General features: G+C 70.0%; 16 protein-coding genes. 13 read left to right on the top strand and 3 right to left on the bottom strand.

Annotation, left to right across the window (positions count from 1 at the left end; genetic code table 11):
• Window positions 1–3 precede the first annotated feature (3 nt).
• The 12 genes from ACWGIC_RS04945 to ACWGIC_RS04890 all read left to right on the top strand — a co-directional run bounded on the left by ACWGIC_RS04945 (window position 4) and on the right by ACWGIC_RS04890 (window position 22,826).
• Window positions 4–1,185, top strand: a complete 1,182-nt coding sequence (locus ACWGIC_RS04945) for an NAD(P)/FAD-dependent oxidoreductase (protein WP_452074582.1) — start codon at window positions 4–6, stop codon at window positions 1,183–1,185.
• A 32-nt stretch (window positions 1,186–1,217) separates the two neighbouring features.
• Entirely contained in the window at window positions 1,218–8,660 is a 7,443-nt protein-coding gene (locus ACWGIC_RS04940) for an amino acid adenylation domain-containing protein (protein WP_452074581.1), read from the top strand.
• A 46-nt stretch (window positions 8,661–8,706) separates the two neighbouring features.
• Window positions 8,707–11,886 (top strand): non-ribosomal peptide synthetase, encoded by a 3,180-nt coding sequence (locus ACWGIC_RS04935; protein WP_452074580.1) that lies wholly within the window; start codon window positions 8,707–8,709, stop codon window positions 11,884–11,886.
• Window positions 11,883–13,040, top strand: coding sequence for an acyl-CoA dehydrogenase family protein (locus ACWGIC_RS04930; RefSeq protein ID WP_452074579.1), 1,158 nt, complete (start codon window positions 11,883–11,885; stop codon window positions 13,038–13,040). The genes ACWGIC_RS04935 and ACWGIC_RS04930 overlap by 4 nt, the downstream gene beginning before the upstream one ends.
• Complete coding sequence (locus ACWGIC_RS04925) at window positions 13,033–13,749, top strand: thioesterase II family protein (protein WP_452074578.1); 717 nt, start codon at window positions 13,033–13,035, stop codon at window positions 13,747–13,749. The genes ACWGIC_RS04930 and ACWGIC_RS04925 overlap by 8 nt, the downstream gene beginning before the upstream one ends.
• Window positions 13,750–14,459: 710 nt before the next feature.
• The gene (locus ACWGIC_RS04920; protein ID WP_452074577.1) at window positions 14,460–14,933 is read left to right on the top strand and encodes a response regulator transcription factor; all 474 of its coding nucleotides are present in this window, start codon (window positions 14,460–14,462) and stop codon (window positions 14,931–14,933) included.
• Window positions 14,934–15,070: 137 nt separating this feature from the next.
• Complete coding sequence (locus ACWGIC_RS04915) at window positions 15,071–15,748, top strand: MerR family transcriptional regulator (protein WP_452074576.1); 678 nt, start codon at window positions 15,071–15,073, stop codon at window positions 15,746–15,748.
• A 309-nt stretch (window positions 15,749–16,057) separates the two neighbouring features.
• Window positions 16,058–16,594: a YbaB/EbfC family nucleoid-associated protein gene (locus ACWGIC_RS04910; RefSeq protein ID WP_452074575.1), complete on the top strand. Its 537-nt coding sequence runs from the start codon at window positions 16,058–16,060 to the stop codon at window positions 16,592–16,594.
• 15 nt (window positions 16,595–16,609) lie between these two features.
• Entirely contained in the window at window positions 16,610–16,942 is a 333-nt protein-coding gene (locus ACWGIC_RS04905; protein WP_452074574.1) for a type VII secretion target, read from the top strand.
• Entirely contained in the window at window positions 16,939–21,339 is a 4,401-nt protein-coding gene (locus ACWGIC_RS04900; RefSeq protein WP_452074573.1) for an RHS repeat-associated core domain-containing protein, read from the top strand. The genes ACWGIC_RS04905 and ACWGIC_RS04900 overlap by 4 nt, the downstream gene beginning before the upstream one ends.
• 2 nt (window positions 21,340–21,341) lie before the next feature.
• The gene (locus ACWGIC_RS04895; RefSeq protein WP_452074572.1) at window positions 21,342–21,779 is read left to right on the top strand and encodes a hypothetical protein; all 438 of its coding nucleotides are present in this window, start codon (window positions 21,342–21,344) and stop codon (window positions 21,777–21,779) included.
• 90 nt (window positions 21,780–21,869) lie between these two features.
• Window positions 21,870–22,826: a LysR family transcriptional regulator gene (locus ACWGIC_RS04890; RefSeq protein WP_452074571.1), complete on the top strand. Its 957-nt coding sequence runs from the start codon at window positions 21,870–21,872 to the stop codon at window positions 22,824–22,826.
• On the opposite strand, the gene ACWGIC_RS04885 is transcribed toward ACWGIC_RS04890, so the two are convergent.
• Window positions 22,823–23,710: a carbohydrate-binding protein gene (locus tag ACWGIC_RS04885; protein ID WP_452074570.1), complete on the bottom strand. Its 888-nt coding sequence runs from the start codon at window positions 23,708–23,710 to the stop codon at window positions 22,823–22,825. The two genes, ACWGIC_RS04890 and ACWGIC_RS04885, sit on opposite strands and share 4 nt — an antisense overlap.
• A gap of 188 nt (window positions 23,711–23,898) precedes the next feature.
• Window positions 23,899–24,438, bottom strand: coding sequence for a helix-turn-helix domain-containing protein (locus ACWGIC_RS04880; RefSeq protein WP_452074569.1), 540 nt, complete (start codon window positions 24,436–24,438; stop codon window positions 23,899–23,901).
• Window positions 24,439–24,552: 114 nt separating this feature from the next.
• On the opposite strand from ACWGIC_RS04880, the gene ACWGIC_RS04875 reads away from it, so the two are divergent.
• Window positions 24,553–25,533, top strand: coding sequence for a hypothetical protein (locus ACWGIC_RS04875; protein WP_452074568.1), 981 nt, complete (start codon window positions 24,553–24,555; stop codon window positions 25,531–25,533).
• Here the strand turns inward: ACWGIC_RS04875 and ACWGIC_RS04870 are convergent.
• Entirely contained in the window at window positions 25,498–26,331 is an 834-nt protein-coding gene (locus tag ACWGIC_RS04870) for a LysR family transcriptional regulator (RefSeq protein ID WP_452074567.1), read from the bottom strand. The genes ACWGIC_RS04875 and ACWGIC_RS04870 overlap by 36 nt on opposite strands.
• Window positions 26,332–26,365: the final 34 nt, after the last annotated feature.

Here is a 26,365-nt window from a genome sequence, read left to right as displayed (position 1 = left end):
CCGGTGTCCGAAACGGAGCATTACGACATCGTCGTGGTCGGCGGGGGCCCGGTCGGGCTCGCCTCGGCGTGGCACGCGGCCCGCCGCGGCGCCCGGGTGGCGGTCTTCGAGCAGTTCGAGTTCGGCAACGAGCGATGCGGCACCAGCGGCGCGGAACGGCACTGGCGGTTGCAGTACACCGAACCCGATCTGTGCCGGCTGACCGGCGAGGCGCTGCCGCTGTGGCGGGACTTGGAGTCCGCGGGCGGGCATCAGCTTTTGCACGCGTTCGGCAGCCTGTGGTTCGGCGACGTCGACGTGGCCACCAACGAGGGGAAGATCTCCGAAACCGCGCGCACCATGGACGAGTTGTCCATCCGGTACGAATGGCTCACCGCCGCCGAGATCGAGCGCCGCTACGGATTCACCGGTCTTCCCAGCCGCTTCGAGGGTTTCGTGCAACCCGACGGCGGCGCGGTCGACGTCCGGGCCACCCTTGCGGTCCTGCGGCGGCTGGCCGATTCGGCCGGGTGTGTGCTGCGGGAATCCGAGCCGGTGCACGAATTGCTCCCCGACAGCGAGGGCGTGCGCCTGCGGACGGCACGCGGATGGTGCCGCGCGGGCAAGGTCGTTCTCGCCAACGGCCCGTATGCCAACCGGCTGCTCGAACCGCTGGGGGCCCGGCTGGAGTTCAACGTGTTCGAAATGGCGCTGGTGACCTTGCGCCAGCGGGATCCCCGCGCGCGGTACCCGTTCTGGTTCGTCTTCCAGGAGCCCACCGAAGAGGACACCAACCTGTTCTACGGATTCCCGCCGAACTCCTGGCAGGACACCGACCGGGTCCGGGTCGGCCCGGTGTTCGAGGTCGACGCGCTCGCCGATCCCGAGCGGGCGACCGGAATCCCGGCCGACCGGCACGTGACCCGCGTCTGCGATTGGGTCCGGAAGCATCTGCCGGGGGTGGACGCGCGGCCACTGGCGCGCGAGACCTGCCTTGCCGTGCTGCCCGCCGATCCCGAGCGGCAATTCTTCCTCGGCCCGGCCACCGGGCTTTTCGACGGCGGGAGCAACGTGATCGTCTCCACCGGCGGGTGGGGGTTCAAGTTCGTCCCGCTCCTGGGCCGGATCTGCGCCGATCTGTGCCTCGACGGCGCCACGGGCTACGACATCGACCGCCTCGCACTTCCCGAACCCAGCCGTTCCTGACCGCGTTCCCTTCTGCCCCAAGGAGAATTCTGGTGACTTTCGCAGGTCCCGCGCCCGGCACGCGGCAGGACGGCGCCGACATCGCTGTCGTGGGGATGGCCGGCCGGTTTCCCGGCGCCGCCGACCTCGACGAGTACTGGCACAACCTCCGGTCCGGCGTCGAGTCGATCCGCCGGTTGCGGGAGGAGGAACTGCTGGCCGAAGGGCTGCCGAGGGAACTCATCGGAGGACCGGACTACGTGCCGGTCGCGCCGACGCTGGAGGACATCGAGTTCTTCGACGCCAGGTTCTTCGGATTCACCGCGCGCGAAGCGGCCTTGCTCGATCCGCAGCAGCGGCTGTTTCTCGAAACCGCTTGGCACGCGATGGAAAACGCCGGGATCGACCCAGCCCGGTGCGGTGCCGCCGGGGTGTTCGCCGGCGGGAACCTGCCCGCGTACCTGATGTCCAATCTCCTCGGCGGCAACCGGATCGTGCTCGATTCGGCGATGTTCGAACTCCAGATCCACAACGACAAGGACTATCTCGCCAGCCGGACCGCCTACAAACTGGGGCTGACCGGTCCCGCGGTGAACGTGCAGACCGCGTGCTCGACGTCGCTGGTGGCGGTGCACCAGGCAGCCGCGGCGCTGCGAGCCGGGTCTTGCGAACTCGCGCTCGCCGGCGGGGTGTGCGTCCGGGTGCCGCATCGCGTCGGCTACCGCCACGAGCAGGGTTTGATTTATTCGCCGGACGGGCATTGCCGTCCGTTCGACGCGGATGGCGCCGGCACGGTGTTCGGCAACGGGGTCGGCGTCGTCGTGCTGCGGCGGCTGGCCGACGCTCTCCGCGTCGGCGACCGGATTCTCGCGGTACTCAAGGGATCCGCGGTGAACAACGACGGCGGCGACAAGGTCGGCTACACCGCCCCGAGCGTCCGCGGGCAGGAAGCGGTGGTCGCCGAAGCGATCGCGGGCAGCGGGATCCCCGCTCGCTCGATCACCGCGGTCGAGGCGCATGGAACCGGGACCCACGTCGGCGATCCGATCGAGATCACCGCGCTCGCCAGGGCGTTCGGCCGCTACACCGAGGACACCCAGTTCTGCGCTGTCAGCTCGGTCAAATCGAATATCGGACATCTTGAGTCGGCGGCCGGGATCGCCAGTTTCATCAAGGCGGTGCTCCAGCTGCGGCACCGGACTTTGGTGCCCAGCCTGCACTTCGAGCGGCCCAATCCGCGCATCGACTTCCCGGCCACGCCGTTCTTCGTCAACACGGAATTGCGGGCGTGGCCGAACGGCGAGTACCCCCGCCGGATAGGTGTGAGCTCGTTCGGCATCGGCGGCACCAACGCCCACGTCGTACTTGAGCAGGCACCGGAGCCGAGCCGACAGCCTCCGCCCCCGGAGCGGCCGCAGCTGGTGGTGGTTTCGGCGAAGACCCCGGCCGCGCTCGACGCGGCGAGCACGGCGCTCGGGTCCCGGTTGGCCGAACTCGACCGGACTCCGCTGGCAGACGTCGCGCACACCTTGCAATCCGGCCGCTCGGCCATGCGCTACCGGCGGGCAGTCCTGGCTTCGGACACCGCCGAAGCGGCAGCTCTGCTGTCCGGTTCCGATCCGGGCCGGGTGCGCAGCGCGGACGCCGGACTCGGTCCGGCGAAGGTAGTGTTCCTCTTCCCCGGCCAAGGCGCGCAGTACCCCGGAATGGGCTGGGGCCTCTACGAAAGCGAACCGGTGTTCGCGGAGGCAATTGACGAGTGCGCGCGCCTGCTGGCCGAGCCGCTCGGTCTCGATCTGCGGACGGTGCTTTACCCGTCCGAAGGCGGAGACGAGGCACTGCGCCAGACCGAGCTGACGCAGCCCGCGCTGTTCGCCACCGAATACGCGTTGGCTCGCCTCTTGCTGTCCTGGGGTGTCGAACCGGACACCATGGTGGGGCACAGCATCGGCGAGTTCACCGCGGCTTGTCTGTCCGGGGTGCTGTCACTGGCCGACGCGGCTCGGCTGGTCGCGTTGCGCGGGCAGCTCATGCGAGACCTGCCCTCCGGGGCGATGATTTCGATCGCGGCACCTGCTGCGGACATCGAGCCCGTGCTGCCGCCCGGGGTGTCCCTCGCGGCGATCAACGCGCCCTCGTTGTGCGTGGCTTCCGGGCCGCACGAAGCAATGGCCGAGCTCGCCGAACAGTTGGCCGCCAAGGAGATCGTCGTCCGGCAGCTGCACACCTCGCACGCTTTTCACTCGGCCATGATGGATCCGATCGTGGAGCCGTTCACCCGGCTCGTCGGGGAGGCAGCGCTCACTGCCCCGCAGCGTCCGTTCGTCTCGTGCGTCACCGGCGAACCGATCGACGCCGAGCACGCGACGTACCCGTCCTACTGGGGCTCGCACGTGCGCCGTCCGGTCCGGTTCGCCGACGCGGTGCGCACCGCGGTCGGTGACCAGCCCGCGGTGCTGGTGGAAGTCGGGCCGGGCAACACGCTGAGCACGCTGGCGCGGGCCGCCGAATGGGCCGGACGGCCCCAGCCCGCCGCCGTCACCACGATGCGCAGGCCGGACGAGTCCATAGTGGACAGACAGCTGCTGCGCACCGCGGTCGGCGACGTCTGGCTGTTCGGCGGCGCGGTGGACTGGGCGGCCCTGCACGACGGGAAGCGCGACCGGGTCGAACTGCCCGGCTACCCGTTCCAGCGGGACCGGTACTGGATCGACCCGCGTCCGGCCGGCCCCGCCGGGGCGTCGGCGGCCGATCTCGCCGAGCAGTTCGCCGAACCCGAGCAACCTGCCGAAACGCTTCCGAAGGCCGCCCGGCCGGGCACGCTGGTGACCGGCTACGTGGAACCGGCCGACGAGCTGGAGACCGCGATCGCCGAGGTCTGGGAGGACCTGTTCGGCATCGCGCCGATCGGCACCCGCGACAACTTTTTCGAACTCGGCGGCCATTCGCTGCTGGCCACCCAGGTGCTCAACCGCTTGCAGGCCGCCGTCGGGGCGACGGTGCCGCTCAGCGACCTGCTCGCCACCCCCACCATCGGCGGCCTGGCCGGACGGCTGCGCGAGGCGGGCACGGCCGCGACCGAGGACCGGCTGCCGGTCGTGGTTCCGCAGCCGCAGCGGCGGTTCGAACCGTTCCCGCTCACCGAAATGCAGCAGGCGCAGTGGATCGGCAGGCTCTCCAGCTTCGACATGGGCGGGGTGGCTCCGCACCTCTACTTCGAGTTCGACAGCCGCACTCTCGACGTCGACCGGCTGGAACGCGCTTGGAACCAGGTGCTCCGGCGGCACGAGATGCTGCGCATGGTCGTGCTGTCGGACGGGCGGCAGCGGATCCTGCCGGACCTGGCGCCGTACCGGTTCGAGGTGCTCGACCTGCGCGAGGCGGAGGCGGGCGAATCCGCGCAGCGGCTGGCCGGGATCCGCGACCGGATGGCCGCCGAGGTGCGCCGCGCCGACACCTGGCCGCTGTGGGAGGTCCGGGTCAGCCTGCTGGCCGGGCACGTCGTCCGCGTGCACATCAGCTTCGACCTGCTCGTCGCCGACGTTTCGTCGTTCTTCTACCAGATCCTGCCGCAGTGGCGGGAGTTCTATCACGAGCCCGAACTGGACGCCACGCCGTCCGAGCTGTCCTTCCGCGATTACGTGCTCGCGGAGGAACAGCTGCGGGAGACCCCGCGGTACGAGCGTGCGCTGGAGTACTGGCGGGAGCGGGTGCGCGAACTGCCGCCCGCGCCGGAACTGCCGGTCAGAAACGGTGCGGAGGGCAAGGACGCGCGGACCTTCGTGCGCAGGCACGCCAGGCTCGACGCCGAAGTGTGGGGCCGGATCAAGGAAAAGGCAGGCGAGTTCGGGGTCACCGCGTCCAGCGCGATGCTCGCCGCGTTCGCGGTCACGATCGGCACCTGGAGCAAAACCCAGCGGTTCACGCTGAATTTCACCGCGGTGAACCGGCTTCCGGTGCACGAGGAGGTCGACGATCTCGTCGGCGAGTTCGCTTCCTTCGACCTACTCGAGGTGGACGCGGTGGCGGCGGACAGCTTCGGCGAGCTTGCCCGGGAGCTGCAACGGCAAAGCTGGGCCGACTTCGAGCACCGCTACGTCAGCGGCGTGCGCATCCTGCGCGAACGGGCCAGGGCGCGCGGCGGCGCCGGCGACGCCATGCCGGTCGTGTTCACGAGCGCGCTCGGCAGTGACGTGGACGGAAAGCCCGCACCGTCCCCAGTGGACTGGCTCGGCGAGCAGACGTATTTCGTCTCGCAGACCCCGCAGGTGACCATCGACCATTTCCTGCTCGAGTTCGAGGGCAATCTGGAACTGGCCTGGCACGCTGTCGACGGGCTGTTCCCGGACGGGCTGATGGCCGAGATGTTCCAGGCCTACCAGGATTTCGTCGCCGGATTGGCCGAGACCAGCGGCTGGGAGCGGGAGCCGGTGCTCGACCTGCCCGGCTGGCAGCTCGAAGCAAGGGCCGCCGCCAACGACACCGAGGGCGAACTGCCGGACGACCTGCTGGCCTCCCGGGTGCTGGCACGCGCGGCTTCCGCCGAGCCCGCGGTGCTCACCGAGGACCGGACGCTCAGCTTCGCCGAACTCGCTGGCCGCGCGGTGGCACTCGCCCGGACGCTGGCCGACACCGGGTTCGGCCGGGGCAGTGTGGTCGGGGTCGGGCTGGCCAAGGGGTGGCGGCAGATCGTCGCGGTGCTCGCGGTCTCCGCCGCGGGCGGCACCTACGTGCCGCTGGATCCGGAGCTGCCGGAAACCCGCCGCCGCTGGCTGGTCGAACAGGCCGGAGCGGGCTGCGTGCTGGCGGAACCAGGGGCGGAGGCGCACTGGCCGAACGCGCCGACGGTGCTCCCGGTGTCGGAGGACGCGGCGTGGGAGGACGCGGACGTCGCGGGCTGGGCCTGTCCCGCCCAGCCGGACGACGTCGCCTACGTCATCTACACCTCCGGTTCCACCGGTACCCCCAAGGGCGTGGCGGTCACCCATCGCGCCGCGCTGAACACCTTGGCGGACATCGAGCAGCGGTTCGGGGTCCAGCCGGGAGACCGGGTGCTGGGGCTGTCCTCGCTGAGCTTCGACCTCTCGGTCTTCGACGTGTTCGGCGTGCTCGCGGCCGGGGGAGCACTGGTGCTGCCGGGCACAGAGCACCGCCGCGATCCAGCCCACTGGGCCGAACTGTGCCGGCGGCACCGGATCACCGTGTGGAACTCGGTGCCCGCGTTGATGCAGATGCTGGTCGAGCATCTCGAAGCGGCGGACTGCCCGGACGCGGTGCCGGCGTTACGGCTGGTGCTGCTGAGCGGGGACTGGGTCCCGCTGGCCCTGCCGGACCGGGTGCGCTCGGCGGCCCCGTCGGCCGAGGTGGTCAGCCTCGGCGGCGCGACCGAGGCCGCGGTGTGGTCGATCGCCTACCCGATCGGCGCGGTGTCGCCGGATTGGCCGTCGATCCCTTACGGACGCCCGTTGCGCAACCAGCGTTTCCACGTCCTCAACGACCGGATGCGGCACGCGCCGGTCTGGGTCCCTGGACATCTCTACATCGCCGGGGCGGGCCTCGCCGAGGGGTATTGGCGCGACGAACAGCGCACCGCCGAATCGTTCTTCCCGCATCCGGTGACCGGCGAACGGCTGTACCGCACCGGCGATCTCGGCCGGTATCTGCCGGACGGGACGATCGAGTTCCTCGGCCGCGACGATTTCCAGGTCAAGATCGGCGGCTACCGGATCGAACTGGGCGAGATCGAGCACGCGCTGAGCCAGGACCCGGAGGTCGGCAACGCCGTGGTCGCCGCGCTCGGGCCGCGCACCCAGCAGCGGCTGGTCGCCTACGTCGTTCCCGCCACCACCACCGCCCGCGACGATTCGGCGTTCGCCGACCGGCTGCGGACGCGGCTCGCCGCGGCGTTGCCGGGCTATCTGATCCCGGCCGATTTCCTGCTCATCGACGAGTTGCCGTTGAGCAGCAACGGAAAGGTGGATCGCGCGGCCCTGCCCGAGCCGCGGCGCGAGGGCAGCGGAGCGGACGAGACGGAGCTGACCGGACCGCTGCGCAGGCTGCTGGTCATGGCGGCCGACCTGCTCGGCGCGGACCAGCCCGGACCGCGGGACAACTTCTTCGAACTGGGCGGCGATTCGATCATGGGCGTGCAGTTCGTCGGCAGGGCCAACGCCGAGGGCATCGCGATCACGCCGCAGGACTTGTTCGAGAGCACCACTTTCCACGAGCTGGCCGAGGCGGTCCGTGCGGCGGAGCCCGCCGGGGAAGAGGGCGCGGCGGTGGCGTTCACCGCGCACCAGGCACTGGCGTCCGCGCAGTACGGCTCGGTGCTGCTGGACGTGCCCGCCGAGTTCGACCCGGTGCTGGCCGGGCAGGCGCTCGGCGCGGTGCTCGAACGCCATCCGGCCCTGCGGTCGCGGGCGACCGGCCCGGGCGATCAGCAGTTCGTGGTGCGGCCCGCGCCGGCGGAACCCCCCGAGGTGCCCGAAATCGATCTCAGCGCGCTGCCCGGGCCGGTGCGGGACGAGGCTGTTCCGGAGATGCTCGGGGAAATGGCCGGCGAACTGGACCTCGTGTCCGGGCCGGTGGTCAAGCTCGCGGTGTTCCGGCTGGGCGAACGGGGAAGCGCGCTGGCGTGCGCGGTGGCACAGGGCCTGATCGACGACGCGTCCGTGCTCCTGCTGTGCCGGGAACTGGCCGAGGCGTACGGGCGATTGGCCGCCGGGCAGCCGGTGGTCTGGAGCACGGGAGCCGGTTCGCCGCAGGCGTGGAACCGCGGCCTGCGCCGGGAACTGGCGCACCCGGGCGGGCTTGCCCAGCCGTCTGCCGCGCGGGAACTGCCGCGTGCGTACCAGACGGAGCTGGACGCCGCGGAACTGTTCGCCACCGCCGCGGCCGCCTACCACTTGGCACCAGGCGAGGTTCTGGCCGCGGCCGCCGCCGCGACACTGGGCCGGGTCCTGCCGCGACCACCGCAATTGCTGGTCGAACGTTCGGTGCGCGCCGATCTGTCCTGCAGCACCGAGCCCGCCGGTCTGCTGGTGGGCCGGGTGACCGAACTGACCACTGTGGACGCGGTCGCCGCGAACACGGCTCCGGCGCAGTTCCTGCCCGAGGTGAAGGCCCAGCTCCGCACCCTGACGCCGGAGCCGGTGCTCGGCGCGGCGGTCGTGGTCCGGGAGCTGGTGATCTGGGAGCGCGGGACGGAGGCAGGCACCGTGTCCGGGGACTTCGCCGGAGTGTCCGGGATCGCGGGCTGGCACGACGAAACAGTCGGGCAGCTGAGCGCGGCGCTGGTCGGCGATGTCCTGCGGATCCGCTGGCGGGTGGCCGAGCCGGTGCCCGAAGCAGAGCTGGCCGCTGCGTTCGACGCGGTACTGGCGGAAATAACCGCGCACTGCCGCGACGCGGGAGCGGGCTCCTACGAGCCGTCCGACTTCCCGCTGGCCGGCCTGCGCGGCGACGACCTTGACGATTTCCTCACCGGCCTGCACTGACCCACGCGCGTCCGATGCGGAGCGACACCAGCGGAACGGGGCTGTCATGAACGACCACGGCGCTACCCAGCGACCTGCCCGCGACATCGCGGACATCTACGAACTCTCGCCGATCCAGCAGGGCCTGCTCTACGAGCAGCTCGCGCAGCCCGGCATCGGCGTCTACGTGGAACAGCTGCGGCTGGAATTCTCCGGGACGCTCCGTCCCGGGGAGTTCGGCCGGGCGTGGCAGCTGGTCGTGGACCGGCACCCGATCCTGCGCAGTTCCTTCCACTGGCACAAGAACGGGACCGTGCTGCAGGTCGTGCACGGCAGCGCCGTCCTGCCGCTGGAAACCCTGGACTGGCGCGACCTCGGCGAACAGGAGCAGGAGGAACGGCTGGCCGCCTCCCTCGACGCCGAACGGACAGCCGGGTTCGACCTGGCCGACGCGCCGTTGATGCGGGCCACGCTGATCCGCCGTTCCGCGCGGTGGTGGACCTTCTCCTGGCGGTTCTCGCATCTGCTCATGGACGGCTGGTCGTTCACCCTGGCGATTCAAGATTTCCTGGACAACTACCGGGCGCTGTGCCGCGGCGAGGAACCGGTCACGTCGCCGGGCCGGCCCTACCGCGACTACCTTTCCTGGTGGCATGACCGGGAAACCGAGGCGGCGCAAGAGTTCTGGCGCGCGGAGCTGTCCGGCTACCAGCCCGTCGAACAGGTGCATCTCGGCGGAAGCACGGTGCCGCCGGGAGAATCCACCCACGCGTACTTCGAACGGATCCTGGGCGGGCTGGCTCCCCGGCTGAACGCGCTGGCCCGTTCGGAACAGCTGACCCTGGCGACCCTCGCGCAGGGCGCGTGGTTCCTGGTGCTGGGCCGGTTCCTCGGCCGTACGGATCTCGTCTGCGGGGTCACCATGGCGCACCGGCCGCCCGATCTGGTCGGGGCCGAAGACATCCTCGGCCCGATGATCGCCACACTGCCGCTGCGCCGGCGGCTTGAGCCGACCGCGGTGCTGCGGTCGTGGCTGCGGGAGTTCGGCCGGAAGGTGGTCGAGGCGAGCCAGCACAGCGCGGTGCCGCTGCCTGCGATGCACTCGCTGCTCGGCCTCGACCCCGCGGTGCCGCTGGTGCCGAGCAGCGTGTCGTACGAGAACGTGCCGATGCCGGACTTCGACCTCGCCGACGTCGGGGCCGAGATGACCGGTCTCGCCTACGACGGCAGGCCGCATTTCCCGATCACCATGGTGATCATGCCGGGGGACGACATGCCCCTGCGGGTGGTCTACGACCGCAGGAAGGTCGCCGACGACGTTGCGGAGCGCTTCGCCGACGAGGTCGTCGGGGTGCTCACCCAGATCGTCGAACATCCGGAACTGACGCTGGGAGAGCTGTCCTTCGGCGACGGTCCGGCCGCCGAAGCCGCGGAGTTGATCGAGCCGGCGGCCGAATGCCTGCACGAGACTTTCCGGCGGCATTCGCGCGAGAATCCGGACCGGATCGCCGTCCGCGACGGGGAACGGGTCCTCACCTACCGGGAGCTGGACGAGTACTCCGACCGCATCGCGGGCGCACTGCACGACCGGTGCCCGGGTGCCGCGCGGGTGGGTCTGTGCCTGCCCCGTTCCGCCGACCTGGTCGCCGCGATGATCGGGGTGTTCAAGGCGGGCGCGGCCTACGTGCCGCTGGATCCGGAGTATCCGCCGGAGCGGCTGGCCGAGACGCTGGCCGATTCGGGAGCCGAACTGCTGCTCACCGACGATCCGGTGCGGACGTCGTTCGCCACGGGCGAGGCGCGGGTGGTCACGCTGGCGGAAGCGGCCAGCCGGTCCGAAACCGGAAACCTGCCTCCTGCCGCGGATCCCAGCGCACCCGCCTATCTGCTTTACACCTCAGGCTCGACCGGCCGTCCGAAGGGCGTGCCGATCACTCATCGCAACGTGCAGAGCTTGCTGACCGCCGGCCGGGCGGTCTTCGGGTTCACCTCGGACGACGTGTGGACGTTCGCGCACTCCTTCGCCTTCGACTATTCGGTGTGGGAAATCTGGGGCGCGCTGGGCAACGGTGCCCGGCTGGTCGTGGTGCCGGGAGAGACTGGGCGTGACCCGCGCGAGCTGGCCCGGTTGATCGCCGAGCAGCGGGTGACCGTGCTCAGCGAAACCCCGGCGTTGTTCGAGCACCTGGTGCCCGAGCTGGCCGGGCTGCCCGGGAATCTGGCCCTGCGCAAGGTATTCCTCGGCGGCGACCGGCTGGAACCGGCGAGCCTGCGGCCGTGGTTCGCCCGCTTCGGCGACCGGGGCGTCGAACTGTACAACCTCTACGGCGTCACCGAAGCCACGGTGGTGTCGACTTATCACCTGGTCCGCGCCGAGGACGTGCGCACCGACCAGCCCATCCCCATCGGCCGCGCGCTTCCCAACCAGCGCGCGTACCTGCTCGACGAGCGGGGCAACCCGGTGCCAGCCGGTGCCACCGGACAACTGTGCGTGGCCGGGCACGCGGTCGCCACCGGCTATCACGCGCGGAATGAGCTGACCGGCCAGCGGTTCGGGCGCGATCCGCTGACCGGCGACCTTCCGCTGTACCGCACCGGGGATCTGGCCACCGCCACGCCGCACGGGGAGTTCCGTTTCCTCGGCCGGGCCGACTCCCAGGTCAAGGTGCGCGGGTTCCGCGTCGAACTGGGCGAGATCGAGGCGGTCCTGCGCGAAGCCCCGGGTGTTCGCTCGGCCGCGGTCGCTGTGCACGGCACCGGAAAGGCGAACCGCATCGTCGGTTACGCGGTCCCGGACGGAGAACTGCCGGAAAGCCCGGACGCCGGACCGCCGATCGCCGAATCCGTGCTGGCCTTCCTGCGGACCCGCCTGCCCGAGCACCTGCTGCCGGTCACGGTGTACTGGCTCGACCGGATCCCCACCACCCCCGGCGGGAAGGTCGATCCGGCGGCGCTGCCCGCCCCCGAAACACTGACCGCCGAGGAGTTCGTCGCGCCGCGGACCGAAACCGAGCGGCTGCTCGCCCAGCTGCTGTCCGAGGTGCTGGAGGTGCCGCGGGTCGGAGCCGGGGACGCACTGGGAGAGCTGGGTCTGCATTCGATCGGCGCGATGCGGCTGACCGCCCGGCTGCGCAGCGAGTACGCGCTTGATCTCGCACCGGTCGATCTGCTGACCGCGCGCACCGTGGCCGAGCTGGCGAGCGCGGTGGACGCGAGCGGACCGGTGCCTGCCGGGGAGGCCCGATGAGCCAGCCGGAGCGGCACGACAGCACGGCGAACCGGCAGTGGCGGGAGCGGGTCCGCCGGTTCGCCGAGGAGAAGATCGCCCCGCTCTCGGCCAAGATGGACAAGTCCGCGTCGCTCGACCCGACCCTGCGCGAGCAGTTGTTCGCCGAGGGCCTGATGGCGGTGGAAATCCCCCGGGGCTACGGAGGCACCGGCGGCACGCTGCTCCAGCTGATCCTCGCGATCGAGGAGGTGGCGCGGGTCGACCCGGGGGTCGCCGTCGGGGTCGATGTCCACAATGTACTGGTCGCGGGCACGGTGCTGCGGCACGCCACCGGCGACCAGCGCAGGACGTATCTTCCGCTGCTGGCCACTGGAAAAATCGGTGCGTTCGCGCTGTCGGAAAGCCAGGCGGGCAGTGACGCCTTCGCGCTGAGCACGACCGCCCGGCCGGTCGAGGGCGGGTATCTGCTGGACGGGCGCAAGCAGTGGACCAGCAACGCACGCAACGCCGATCTGTTCCTGGTTTTCGCTCTCGTACCGGACAGCGGGCCGACCGCTTTCCTTGTGCCTAAAGATACTCCCGGAGTGTCCACTGAGGACCGTAACGAGCAGCTCGGGGTACGCGCCGCGCACACCGCCGACGTAGTGTTCGAGGGCGTCCAGGTCCGGACCGCGCAGCGGATCGGACCGCAGGGCGGCGGGCAGACGGTGGCGATGGCCGCGCTCGATCTCGGGCGGCTCGGCATCGCCGCGCAGCTGGTCGGCCTCGCCCAGGGCGCGCTGGACATCGCGGTGGACTACAGCCGGTCCCGCGAGCAGTTCGGCAGCCGCATCGCCGATTACCAGGGCGTGCAGTTCCCGCTCGCCGACGCGGCCAGCAGGCTGGCCGCGGCCAGGGCGCTGGCGTACGAGGCGGTCGACGTCTTCCTGCGGGACGACGACCCGGTGCGGCGGATGCGCTTTGCCGCCATGGCGAAGTACACCGCGTCCCAGGTGGCGGAGCTGGCCGCGTCGGCGGCCGTGGAAACCCTTGGCGGCAACGGGTTCACCGACGCCTTTCCCGCCGAGCGGTTCTACCGGGACGCCAAGGCGGGCAAGATCTACGAGGGCACGTCGAACATCCTGCTCCGCAACATCGCCTCGATCATGCTCGGGGTGAACCCCGGTGACTGAGCGGGTCCGCCTGCTGTGTTTTCCCTACGCGGGCGGCAACGCGCGGAGCTACCACCGCTGGCAGCGGCCGGTGGGCGAGCACGTCGAGGTCTGCCCGATGCAGCTGCCCGGGCACGGGGAGCGGATCGGGGAGCCGCCGCGGTCCCGGTGGGAGGATCTGCTCGCCGACGTACGGGCGAGGCTGGCGGGCAAGACGGACCGGCCGGTCGCGTTGTTCGGGCACAGCCTCGGAGCGCTGCTCGCCTTCGAATGCGCCAGGATGCTGGCCGGCCAGGGAATCCGGCCGGTGCGGCTCGTGGTTTCCGGTCACCGGGCACCCCAGCTGCCGATGCGCGAGGAACCGTTGCGGCATCTGCCTGATCCGGAATTCGTGGCCCGGCTCGGGCAGCGGTCGCGCGCGTCGCGCGCACTCGCCGATCCCGCGTTCCGCAAGCTGCTGCTGCCGATGCTGCGGGCCGATTTCACCGCCTCGGAGACCTACGTCTTCGACGGCGGGCCGCCGCTGGACTGTCCGGTCACCGCGTTGTGCGGCGAGCAGGACGAGGACGCCCGCCCGGCGGAGGTAGCCGCGTGGGGCCAGCGGACCACGGCCGGGTTCGAGATGGTGGCTTTCCCCGGTGATCACTTCTTCGTCGACGACGATTGGGAGAACGTGGCGGCCGCGGTCGGTGCGCGGGTGCGGCCGCGCACCGGAAGCGTGCCGCAGTGACCTCCGCTTCCCGGGAACCCGCCTGACTCGGGGCTCGGCCGCCGTTTTGTACCAGCCCGCGCTCTCGCCGCGGAAGACTGGCGGCCGGGTGAATTCCGCGATTCCCGGTACGGAAAGTCCCCGGAATATTCCGTAACTCGCGGAGCGTGCGGGAGTAATGCGCCGGTTGCCCCGGCGATTAGCCTGATCGGCCAATAACCGGCTCCGCTGAAGTGCTGCCCGGGCGAATTCACGGAACGCGTGATTCGGCCGCTGTGCGCGGGAAAGGATCGCCCGGAGAATAATTGGTTCAAACCAATATGATACCAGAAGTGAGCGCAGGGCCGGTTTTCGTCACCGCCGTTCGCGTATTTCATCACTTCTGTCCATCGCTTCCCAAATCCTCACCGTGCGGGCTATCGTGGGAAGGGGCCTGGTCTTGCCTGGGGCGGGCCACCTCGCCGGGGGCAGGCGGAATTCGCGCGCAAGCGCCGATCCCCATCGAGGGAATGTCGGTGGCGAACGGCAGTGTGCTTTTCAGCGGCTATGGAATCGTGGGCGGTCGGCCTGACGCGCGTGTTCCCGGTCCGCGATCAGCCGATTGCCCGAGTGGCGCGGGCGGCGGGGGTCCCGCGGAGGTGCCGCACGAGGCGGAAGCACGAGGCGGAAGCGCGAGGCGATGGTCAAGCAACAGCTTGGACTACCAGCATGACTCCTTCTGGGGGAAACGAGTGAACGGAATACCCGATCAGGAACGCACCCAGGATGACGACGTCCGTGCCGCGATCGAGGTGATGGACAAAATACTCGCCTGCTTGCAGGAGCTGGGCGATTTCGCGCGGGAAACGCGGGGCGCGCTTCTGGCCGCGGGCTCCGGTTCCGCCGGGGCGACGGTGCGGAGCGTGCGGGAGCGGACGCAGGGCGGAGCCCGGGCGGAACCGCTCGCGCGCCCGCTCCAGCTGAGCCGGTCCGGATCGGGGTCCTCGCCGGTCCCGCAGCTCACCCAGCGTCAGCAGCAGGTGCTGAAGCTGCTCGCGGAAGGGGCGTCCAACCGGCGGATCGCCCGGCTGCTGCGGATCACCGAGCAGACGGTCAAGGCGCATCTGCACATGGTGTACCAGAAACTCGGCGCGGCCGACCGGACCGAGGCGGTGGTCATCGCGATGCACCGGGGTCTCACCTCCTCGATTTCCGAGACCGGCTGAGGGAAGGATGGCGGTGTCTGTCCACAGTGGAGGGTCTGGGGCGCGCGCTTTCCGGTGCTTCCCTCCTGTCGTCCGTCTCGGGAAATAGGTAAGGCTAAGCTTGCCTCTTGAAGTCGTCTTGATGTCAAATAGAGGTCATGACATCCGGCTCGGTACGCATTGGCGAAGCTGCGGCCCTCTACGGTCTGACCCCTTCCACCCTGCGGTGGTGGGAAAAACAGGGGGTGCTCGACCCGCCGGTCCGGCACGGCGGGCGCCGGTTCTACGGCGATCGCGAACTGCGCCGGATCGGGCTCGCGTACCTGTGCTGCGTGACCGGCGGGATGCGGCTGGAGGATGCCGCGGTCGTCGCCTCCGGTGCGCCCGGCCAGGAAACCTGGCGGTGTACCGTGCGGCAGCAGGCCGCGCGCATCGAGGATCAGATCGACCAGTTGCAGGCCGCTCACGGTTATCTGCGGCATTTGCTGCAATGCACGGACGACGACATCGCGGAGTGCCCGTATCTCGACAACGAGCTGATCGCGCGGACCCCGAGGGGACGCGCTCCGGACTCGGATCTGGTAGCCGCCGCGCGGATCGCCGCGGATCGCGCGGCGGCGGATCGTGACGTAACTGCCGTGCCGAGCCGGCCTGGTGACGAAATCAAGCGGCAGACCTCGTGCGAGTACTGCGCGGAACTGGTCCTGCAGCCTTCGCGGGGCCGTCCGCGCAAGTACTGCTCACACGCTTGCCAGCAACGCGCCTACCGGCTGCGGCGCCGGGAGGGTCGCGACGGCGAGGAGGAGTCGAAGCCGCCGTTGCGTCGAGCGGGCTGACGGGCGCTTCGCGTCAGGTCCGTGAGGGCCACCCTGAAGGAATCAGATTCCTTCAGGGTGGCCCTCACGGCACGTAGCGGGTTCGGCTACGGCAACCCTCACCCCGTGGCCTCGATCAGGCCACGGAGATCCTCGGCCGGACCAGGAATCCGCCCGCTGGGCGGAGCGCACCGGACAAAACTCCTATCCTGTCGTCAATGCGGCGAAATGGCTTCGGCTATTCGAGTTAATTCACGCCAACCTGCCCGTCCGATCCGGAACCCCGATGGTTTCCTCGGGTCTCGAAACCGGAGAACGGGGGAAGCGGGGATGAGCGATCCGCTGTCCGGCGAGGCGGGCGACGCGGCGGCGCGAATAGACCAGATGGTCGCGCAGGCGAAGCAGAAAGCCCAGCGGTACCAAGCGATGCAAGCCGCGGTCGGGCAGGTGTCGGTGACCGAGACCGGCAAGGACGGACTGGTCACGGTCACGGTGGATTCGGCGGGGAACGTGACCGATCTGCGGATCACCGATCAGGTCCGGGAACTGTCCGGCGCGCAGGTGTCCGCCGCGGTGCTGACGACTTTGCGGCGGGCTCAGTCGCGGTTGCCGGACCGGCTCGGCGAGGTCATGGCGGAGACGATCGGCGACGACCGGCAGACGATGGACACGATCGTCGGCAACTACCGCGCCAAGTTCCCGGAACCGGAGCCGGAGGAACCGGAGCCCGGCGAGGGGCAGCACGTCCGGAATCTCGGTGCTATCGAGGAGGAACCCGCTCCGAAGCCGCCTCCCGTGCGCAGGCCGCCGAGCGACTCCGATGACGGTGACGACGGTTTCGGCCAATCGTTCATGACACGCGGGTGACTCCGGGGGGATCCGATGGCGGGTGACGGTTCAGGCGGCTACGAGGTCCATCCGGACGAGCTGGCCAAGCACGCGAAAGCGGTGGAGCAGGTCGGCAAAACGCTCGGGCAGGCGCTGTCCGCGGCCGAGCAGGTGACGATGGGCGTGCAGGCGTACGGCATGATCACCGGCCCGTTGTTCGTGCCGATCGTGCTCGCGGTGAGCGCGCCGGGGCTGGCGACGCTGGCGTTGGCGCAGCAGGCGATGGGGCAGGTCGCCGAGTCGGTGAACCAGGCCGTGACGACGTATCAGAACGCCGAGCACAACCACACGCAGACCATCGCCGGTCTCGGGAAGAAGCTCTCGTGAGCAACCCGTTGGTGGCGCAGCGGCAGGATTCGACCACCTGGCACAGCGGGATCAACATCCTCGACGACGCCGCCGGGGTGTACGACGGGGTGCAGTCGGGTTCGTGGGTCGACGCCGGGATTTCCGCGCTCGGCGCCGGACTGGACATGCTGACCATCGCGATGAACCCGGTCGGCACGCTGATCTCCTACGGGCTGAACTGGCTGATCGAGCACGTGAAGCCGTTGCAGGACGCGCTGAACCAGCTGGCAGGCGACGGCGACCAGATCGCGGCCTACGCGGAAACCTGGAAGAACATCGGCAAGGCCACCCAGCAGGCGGCGAAGGACCTGGCCGCGACCGTGCAGCAGGACACCGCGAACTGGAAGGGCGCGGCCGCCGACGCGTACCGGGCCAGCATCGGGAAGAAGATCGACCACATCAACGCCGCTGTGACGTGCGCGAACACGATCAGCACAGTGGTGGAGGTCGTCGGCGTGCTCACCGCCGCGGTGCGCTGCCTGGTCCGGGACATGATCACCCAGGCGGTCGGCGATTTCATTCAGGACGCGCTGGAAGAAGTGTGTTCGCTCGGCCTCGGCACGCCGGTCGTGGTGGCGCAGGTCGTCGAGCAGGTGTCGGCGTGGCTGGAGAAAATCGGCGCACTGCTCAAGAAACTGATCAACTCGGTCGAGAAATTGCGGCCGCTGATGTCGAAGCTCGAAGAGATCTTCGCTTCGATCAAGAAGGTTCTCTCCGAACTGCACGGCCGCCCCGGTGAAGGCGGCGAAGGGACCCACGTGTCCTCGGCCGACGAACCGCACTCCGGCAAGCCCGGCGAGCACGCTCCCGGCGAGGGCGATCCGCCCGGCGGCAAGGACGGCACCGACCCGGCGAGCGCGAACTCGCCGGGCGACGACGGCGCCGGTTCCGGCAAGCCGAAGGGGAAAGACTCCGATCCGCTCAGCGAGGACGGCAAGAAACCGGGAGCCGAGCAGGAAGCCGACGGACGCTGCGGCGGCCGGGAACCGATCGACCTCGCCACCGGCGACATGTTCCTGGAGCAGGTCGACGTTTCGCTCGACGGCGTGCTGCCTCTCGTGCTGGAACGCACGCACATCTCGGCCTACCGCTCCGGCCGGATGTTCGGCTCGTCTTGGGCTTCGACGCTCGACCAGCGAGTGGTCGTCGAGGGCGACGCCGTTTACTACGCCGCCCCGGACGGCGCCATCGTGACCTACCCGGTGCCGCCTGCTGACGCGCGGCCGGTGACCCCGCTGTTCGGGCCTCGGTGGCAGCTCGCCCGGCTGTCCGGCGGCGGCTTCGCGATCGAACGCACGGCCGAGGGGACCACTTTGTATTTCCCCGCCGCCAATGGAAATACCGCGTACCTCAGCCGGATCGCGGATCGCAACGGCAACGAGATCTCGTTCGTGCGCGACGAAAGCGGGGTCGTGACCAACGTCCGGCATTCGGGCGGATACGAGGTGCTGGTCGAAAGCTCGGCGGGGCTGGTGCGTTCGTTGCGGCTCGCCGGAACCGCCGCCGAGCCGATTCCGCTGGCGAGCTTCGGGTACGACGACGAGGGCAGGCTGCGCGAGATCGTCAACTCCTCGCGAAAGCCTTACCGGTTCGAATACGATCACGCCGGCCGGGTCACGAAATGGGTGGACCGGAACGGGGAATGGTATTCCTACGAATACGACCACCGCGGCCGGTGCGTCGCCACCGACGGGTCCGGCGGCGCGGTTTCGGGCACCATCGAATACGACGACGAGAACCGGCAGACCGTCGAGACCGATTCGCAGGGCCGGATCACCCGGCATTTCTTCAACGAGCGGCGGCAGCTGATCCGCCAGATCGATCCGCTTGGCAACGAGACCCGCCAGGTCTGGGACGGCTACGACCGGCTGGCCGCGACGGTCGACCCGCTGGGCCGGACCACCTCCTACACCTACGACGAGCGCGGGAACCCGGTGGCGGTCACCCGGCCGGACGGCAGCCAGACCCTGGTCACCTACGGCGAGTTCGACCTCCCGGTGGTGCGGATCGACCCGGACGGCGGCGTCTGGCGCTACGCCTACGACGAACGCGGCAATCCGGCCGCGCTGACGGATCCGTCCGGCGCGGTCGTCAGCTACGGCCGCAACGATCGCGGGCACCTGACCTCGGTCACCGACGCGCTGGGGAACGTCCGGCGGCTCCGGGCCGACGCGGCCGGGCTGCCGGTCGAGATCGTCGACCCGCTCGGCGGGGTGACCCGCTGCGTGCGCGATCCGTTCGGCAGGCCGAGCGAGATCAGCGATCCGCTCGGCCAGGTGCGGACCTTCCGGTGGACGGTGGAGGGCAGGCTCAGTTCCCGGACCATGCCCGACGGGAGCGTCGAGCGGTGGATCCGCGACGGGGAAGGCAACGAGGTCGCCTACGTCGACGCGCTCGGGCAGACCACCAAGACCTGGCTGACGCATTTCGATCTCCCCGCCGTGCAGATCGAACCGGACGGCGGCCGGTACGAATTCCGCTACGACACGGAAATGCGCCTGCTGTCCACGACCAATCCGCAGGGGCTCGTCTGGTCTTACGAGTACAACGAGGCCGGGAAGCTCGTCCGGGAGATCGACTACAACGGCCGGGAAGTGCGTTATTCCTACGACGCCGCGGGACAGCTGACCAGTCAGACGAACGGAGCCGGCGAAACCGTCGAGATCAGCTACGACCTGCTCGGCAACGCTGTCGAACGGCGGCACGCGGGCGGGGTGTCCAGGTTCGAGTACAACGCGGCCCGGCAGGTGGTGCGCGCGGTCAACGAAGTGTCCGAGGCGATCCTTCACCGCGATCAGCTCGGCCGGGTGCTTGAGGAAACGGTCAACGGACGGACCGTCTCGTCCCGCTACGACGCGGCGGGAAGGCGGATCGCGCGGCGGACCCAGTCCGGTTCGGAAAGCTGGTGGGGCTATGACGCGGCGGGCAGGCCGACCTCGCTGCGCACCACCGGGCAGACGATGTCGTTCAGCTACGACCCGGCCGGGCACCTGGTGGAATGGCTGCTCGACAGCGGAGCCATGCTGGCCCAGTCCTGGGACGGCAACGACCGGCTGGTCGCGCAGACCGTGAGCACCGCCGCGGGGCGCGGCGCGGCCGGATCGGTGCGGCGCACCCAGCAGCGCGAGTTCCGGTTCCGGGCGGACGGGGTGGTCTCGGCGATCGAGGACCAGCTGGCCGGTCCGCGGCAGTTCGATCTCGACCCGATGGGCCGGGTGACCCGGGTGCTGGGGACCGGCTGGCACGAGTCGTATCAGTACGACGCGAGCGGAAACGTGCGGCACGCCGAGCACGGACATCCCGCGGCAGCGAGCGAATTGTCCGGCCCGCGCGGCTATACCGGAACTTTGCTGCACGAGGCGGGACCGGTCCGCTACCAGTACGACGGACAGGGCCGGGTGGTGCTGGCGCACAAGAAGCGGCTGTCCCGGCCGCCCGCGGTCTGGCGCTATTCCTGGGATCCCGACGATCAGCTGGTCGAACTGACGACCCCGGACGGCACGCGCTGGCGGTACCTGTACGACCCGTTCGGCCGCCGGATCGCGAAACTCCGGCTGGCCGCCGACGGTTCGGTCGCCGACCGGGTGGATTTCCTGTGGGACGGCCAGGTGCTGGCCGAACAGGCCGGCGGCGGCCGGGTGACGACCTGGGACTGGAACGCCGCCGAGTTCCGCCCGCTCGCCCAGCGAGAGCGGACGCTCGCCGCGGACAGCACCCAGGACCGGGTCGACGAGGAGTTCTACGCGATCGTGACCGACTTCGCCGGTGCCGCGACCGAGTTGATCGACCCGGGAGGAAACGTCGCCTGGCACGCCGACCGGTCGCTCTGGGGATACCGCGCCGCGACGGCGACGGGCGGCCTTTCCGTGCCGATGAGATTCCCCGGCCAGTACCACGACGAGGAAAGCGGGCTGTACTACAACTACTTCCGCTATTACGACCCGGAAACCGGCCGGTACGCCTCGCCCGATCCGCTCGGCCTGCACGGCGGCGACAACCCGCACGCCTACGTCGCGAATCCGACCAGCTGGCTCGACCCGTTCGGGCTGTCGGCCAATCAGCGGCGCTGGATCGACCACGGCGACGGCTGGCGGCTCGGCATCGACCGGTTCCCGATCGGCGGCGGTTCGGACTTCGAGATCCACGTGTACCGCAACGGGGAGGAGAAGGGCCTGTTCGGCAGCGAGGGCTGGTTCAACAAGCACGGCAAGCCCGCCTCCGCGCCGGAGGACCTTCCCCCGCATCTGGACGGCAGGTTGCGTAACCTCTCCATCGAGGAGATGCGCCGGGACGGACGGCTCCCGGAGAAGGGCCGCGCCGATCTGTCCGGCGACAAGTGGAAGCGGCCAAGGATCACCGGCAAGTGCAAGGACTGAACATGAAGTATGTGGCGCTGCCCTTCGACGCGACCCAGTACCTGGAGAAACTGCCGGAGCTGGCCGGCGAGCTTCCGCCGGGGGCGCGGGAATTCGCGACGGACCCGCACCACTACGACTTCAGTTCCGCGTACTCGGTGAAGGACCTGAAACTGGCCGGGATCGACTACGCGGACCAGGGCGAGACGGTCGATCTCGTGCTGCGGTTCGCGCACAGCCCGTTTTCGCACGCCGCTCCGCTCGAGATCCGGTATGCGGACGTGCGGACGTTCTCGGTGGAGGTCGGCGAGAAGCAACCGGAGATCGTCCGGCTGGGCACTCTCGCGCTGGACGAGATCCTCCCGCACGAGCACGGCTGCAGTCACGAGATCGGCTTCCACGCCGGATCGGTTTCCGTGGTGTGCCGGGATTTGACCGCGACCTGGCTGCCGTCGGAGTGATTTCGCGTCCGGGTACCGACTCGCGTCGGTAATTCCTCACGATCTTCGGCGTTACAGTGACCAGGCGAGGGGGTTGCGGCCGGAGGAGTCATGGAGCTGGAACTGCGCCATCTGCGCGCACTCGTGGCCATCGCCGACGCGCACAGTCTCGTTCGCGCGGCCAAGGTGCTGCACGTTTCCCAGCCGGCGTTGTCCGGGTTGCTGCGGCGCGTCGAACGGTCGGTCGGCGGGAGCCTGTTCGCGCGGTCGCCGACGGGTTGTGTGCCGACGGCGCTCGGGGCGGACGTCGTCGCGGACGCACGGGCGGTGCTGGCCGGGATGTCCGCGCTGACCGAGCGGGCGGGCGCGCGACGAGGGCCGGCTGGGGCGGTGCGGGTCGGCGGGTACAGCGGGTTTCTGCATCTCGCGCTGGCGAGGTGGCTGCGGGATCAGCCGTGGTGCCCGGCGGTCCGGGTGCACGAGGAGCAGGACGAGGCTCGTACGCTGGCGGCGCTCGCGGACGGGGAACTCGACCTCGCGCTCGTTTACCTCGCACCGCTTCCGGACCGGATCGTTCCGGACGGCGTCGAGAGCGTCGTGCTGCAGGCGCGGGAACCGGTTTTCGTGATTCTGGCCGAGGATCATCCGCTGGCCTCGGACGGGGATATCCCGCTGGAAGCGCTTGCCGCGTATCCGTGGGCGGACGATCCGCCGTGGACCACCCGGTGGTCGGTGTACCTGCAGGAAGTCTGCCGGCAGCGCGGGGTGGTGCTCGATCAGCCGCATCGGCCGCAGTGCCTGGCGACCTTGCTGGACCTGGTGCGCGAGGGCATGGCGGTCGCGCCGGCGCTGGCGACCCGGGAGGACCGGCAAGGCGGGATCGTCGTGCGGGCGATCGAGGACGCGCCGCTGTGGCAGGAACTCCGGCTCTGTTACCGGCCGGGCACGGCGGCCGCGGATCGGGCCGGCGAGATATCTCAGCGGGTGGCTCGTGATTACGCCAACCGGCAGGGGTGCAGTGCCGCGTTCGACCGCTGGCGGCACGCACTCCTGCCGGCCGGGGCTTAGACGGTGACGCGCCAGTTGCTGTTCGGCGTCGGCACCTCGAACTGCAGCGACGAGCAGCTGTAATCACTCGGGTTCGGGTTGGCGGTCGGCTGCAACGGGGAGTTCGACTCCGTCGCCGGGGTCCACTGGCCGCCGATGCGCAGCTGGAGCGAGCTGGATTCGAACACCTTGCCCTTGGCGTCCGAGCAGTAGTAGGCCTGGCCGGTCGACGGGTCGACGGTCGAGTACAGCTCGAAGATGTCCCAGCCCTCGTTGAGGGTGCTCTGGTCGCTCCCGCTTTGCGTGAACAGGTCGTCCCACTTGCCGGTCTTCACGTTGTAGAGCGAGGCGGTCCAGCTGTTGGCTCCCGCGTCGGTCCGCACCTCTTGGACGGTGAACGCCGGGTGTCCGTCCACTGTGGACGTGTAGTTGGAGAGGAAGGAGCTGTCCAGCGGAACCACCTTCGCGGGGCCGATCGTCCCGCACCAGTCCCACGCCCAGACTTGCCCGCCCTGGTCGAGGCCGTACGCGGTGACGACTTCGATGCAGGAATGGCCGGTGGGCTTGACGGTCGGGGCGTAGACGACGTCCGCGCTGTTCGAGAGGCGGAGGTCGGGGACGACGCTATGGGTCACGAGAAGTCCGTCCGCCCCGCTGGACAGTTGCGGTTCGGGGCCCCAGAAGGTGTGCTGCTGCGCGTAGTTCCTCGGTTTGACGGCGCGGCCGGCTTTTTCGCGGCGCAGCTGGAGGAACCGGTCCGCCGCGGTTCCGGCGGCGGCCTTCGCGGCGGTGCCGGTCAGCCCGGGCACCACCCCGCTGTCCGGCGCCGCGGAAACCGGCGGGCTGCCGGCGACGACAGCCGCGGCCGCCAGGGCGGAAGTGAGCAGGGCAAAGAGTTTCCGCATCGGTGCATCTCCTCGTCGTAGGCGAAGGAAACGCGCGGAGGGAAAAGGGTGTCCGTCCGCGGGACACGGAGTTAAGCCGGGATTGTTCTTGCCGGGCACCGACTTTCGACGGTGCGCTCAGATCAGCGCAGGTCGCCCGGGGTATAGGTTTCTCGTCGGCGGAGAGGTTATGCCGCCGAACGGAGCAGTCAGCGCGGCCGGGCCCGGACGCGGAGACGCTCGCCCTGCTTGCCGAACATGCTGAGGATTTCGACCGGGCCCTCGCCGGTGCTGCCGAACCAATGCGGGATCCGGGTGTCGAATTCGGCGACCTCGCCCGCTTTGAGGACGACGTCGTGCTCGCCGAGCACGAGCCTGCCCTTGCCGCTGAGCACGCAGAACCATTCGTGGCCGGGGTGCGTGCGCGGAGCGGGCTCGCACTGGGTGGCGTCGAAGATCATCTTGAGCGACTGCAGCCCGCCGGGGCGCTCGGTGAGCGGCACGACGGTCCGGTCGGCGCGGGCGACCGGTTTCAGCGGGGCGGTGCCGACCAGTTCGTCCAGCGGGATCCGGTGGGCGCGGGAGATCGGGAGCAGCAGTTCGAGACTGGCCTTGCGCTGGCCGGATTCCAGCCGGGAGAGGGTGCTGATGGAGATGCCGGTCGCGGCCGACAGCTCGTCCAGGGTGCAGTTCCGCTGCCGCCGGAAATGCCGGAGCCGGGGCCCGACCGCGGCGATGATGTCCTCCACGCAAGCCAGCATGACACTCCTAGCCCCAGGACTGAACGCAATTAGCCCGGCGGCTATCCGCGATCGACCGCGGACCGATGTTTCGCCCGCCCGCCCCTGCCTAGCCTGGACCGCGTGACCAAGCAGGCACTCGCCCTCTTCTTCCTCGCTCCGCTGGTGGGCGAGTACCTGCTGGGCAACACGCCGGTGACCGACGTCGGCTCGCTGCTGCTGTTCGCGCCGATGTACGGCGGCGGCGCGCTGCTGATCCGCGAGGTCGCGCGGCGCACCGGGCGGGGCTGGGCGGCGATCGTCCCGTTCGCGGCGGCGTACGCGCTGCTGGAGGAGGGGCCGATCGACATGATGCTGTGGAATCCGGCTTACGGCGGGTTCGACATCGCAGCCGCCTACTCCGAAACGTACGTCCCGGCGCTGGGGACGAGCGTTCAGATGCTTCAGGACGTGCTGACCATGCACACGGTCTGGAGCATCTGCGTGCCGATCGCCGTCGTGGAAGCCTTCTGCCGCGACCGCACTCAGCCGTGGCTGGGCAAGGTCGGGCTGCCGGTGGTCGCGGTGGTGTTCGTGGCCGGGTCGGCGGCGTTGTGCGCGATGCAGACCGCCTCGACGGGGTTTGTGGCTTCGGCCGGTCAGCTGGGCTGGTCGTTCGCGGCCATCGCCGGGTTGGTGGCGCTCGGGTTCTGGCTGGGCAGGAGGCCGGTGCCGCAGCGGGACGGCGTCGCTCCCGCACCCGCGGTCGTGGGGGTCGCGGCGTTCGGGGCGACGAGCCTGGTGTGGTGCCGGGAATTCCTGCCGGACGGGGTCTCGCAGTGGGCGGTTTCGGCCGCGTGGTGCTTGCTGGTCGCGGCGGCGGTCGCGCTGGTGGTCCGGTGGTGCCGGTCCGCCGGATGGAGCGCGTCGCACCGGCTCGCGCTCGCGGCGGGGGCGCTGGTGACCTACGTCTGGGTCGGTTGGCAGCACGCGCGGGACATGGACATTCCGCGAACGACGGCGGTGCTCGGCAACCTCGGGTTCGCGGTCGCGGTGGCGGTGTTGCTGCTGGTGGCCTTCAAGCGAGTTTCATCGGACCGAATCCAGCGCGGCATTGACGAATGAGGCCACCTGCGGCCGCCGGTCCTGCTCGTTCCAGGCGAGCACCAGCTGACTCGGCGGAGCGTCCGCGATCGGCACGCAGACGACGCCCGGCGGGACCTGGTCGACCAGCGACCGCGGGAGGACGCCGACCATCCGCTCCAGCGAGATGAGGTGCAGCAGCTGGACGACGTCGGCGACCTCAGGCCCGGTTCCCTCGGCCCCGGGAACCCCTTTCCACGAGGGCAGGGTCTCTCCGTCCAAATCGGACAGCCGGACGGACTCGCGCCGCGCCAGCCGGTGCGTGCCGGGGACGATGGCGACGCGATCCTCGGCGTGCAGGGTTTCGTGGGCGAGCCCGGTCAGGTCGTCGAACGGGACGAACAGAAGGCCGACGTCCGCGCGCCCGCTGAGGAGGAAATCGGAACGGTCGGCGGGACCGCTGAACAGGATGTCGACCTGGTGGGCATCCGGATGGCGGGAGTACTCGGCGAGGATTCCGGACAGCAGCCCGGCGTCGCCGCCCGGTTTGAGCACCAGGCGAAGGTGGCTCTCCCCGGCGCGGCGGGCGTTGCGGGCGGCGGCACTGACCGCGTTGAGCGCGTGCCGTCCGTGTTCCTGCAGCGCCTCGCCGGCCGCGGTCAGTTCGACGTGGCGGCTGGAGCGGGTGAACAGTTGCACGCCGAGCCGCGTTTCGATGCGCTGGATCGCCTTCGACAAGGCAGGCTGGGCGATCGACAGCCGCACGGCGGCCCGGCCGAAGTGCAGCTCGCTGGCGACCGCCAGGAAGTACTCGAGTTCGCGGGTCTCTAGCTCAGCCATGCCTCCAGGTTATCGCCAAATAGCGAATCGGTCT

The sequence above is a fragment of the Amycolatopsis sp. NPDC054798 genome, assembly GCF_053611505.1.
This window is presented reverse-complemented; position numbering and strand designations above follow the sequence as displayed.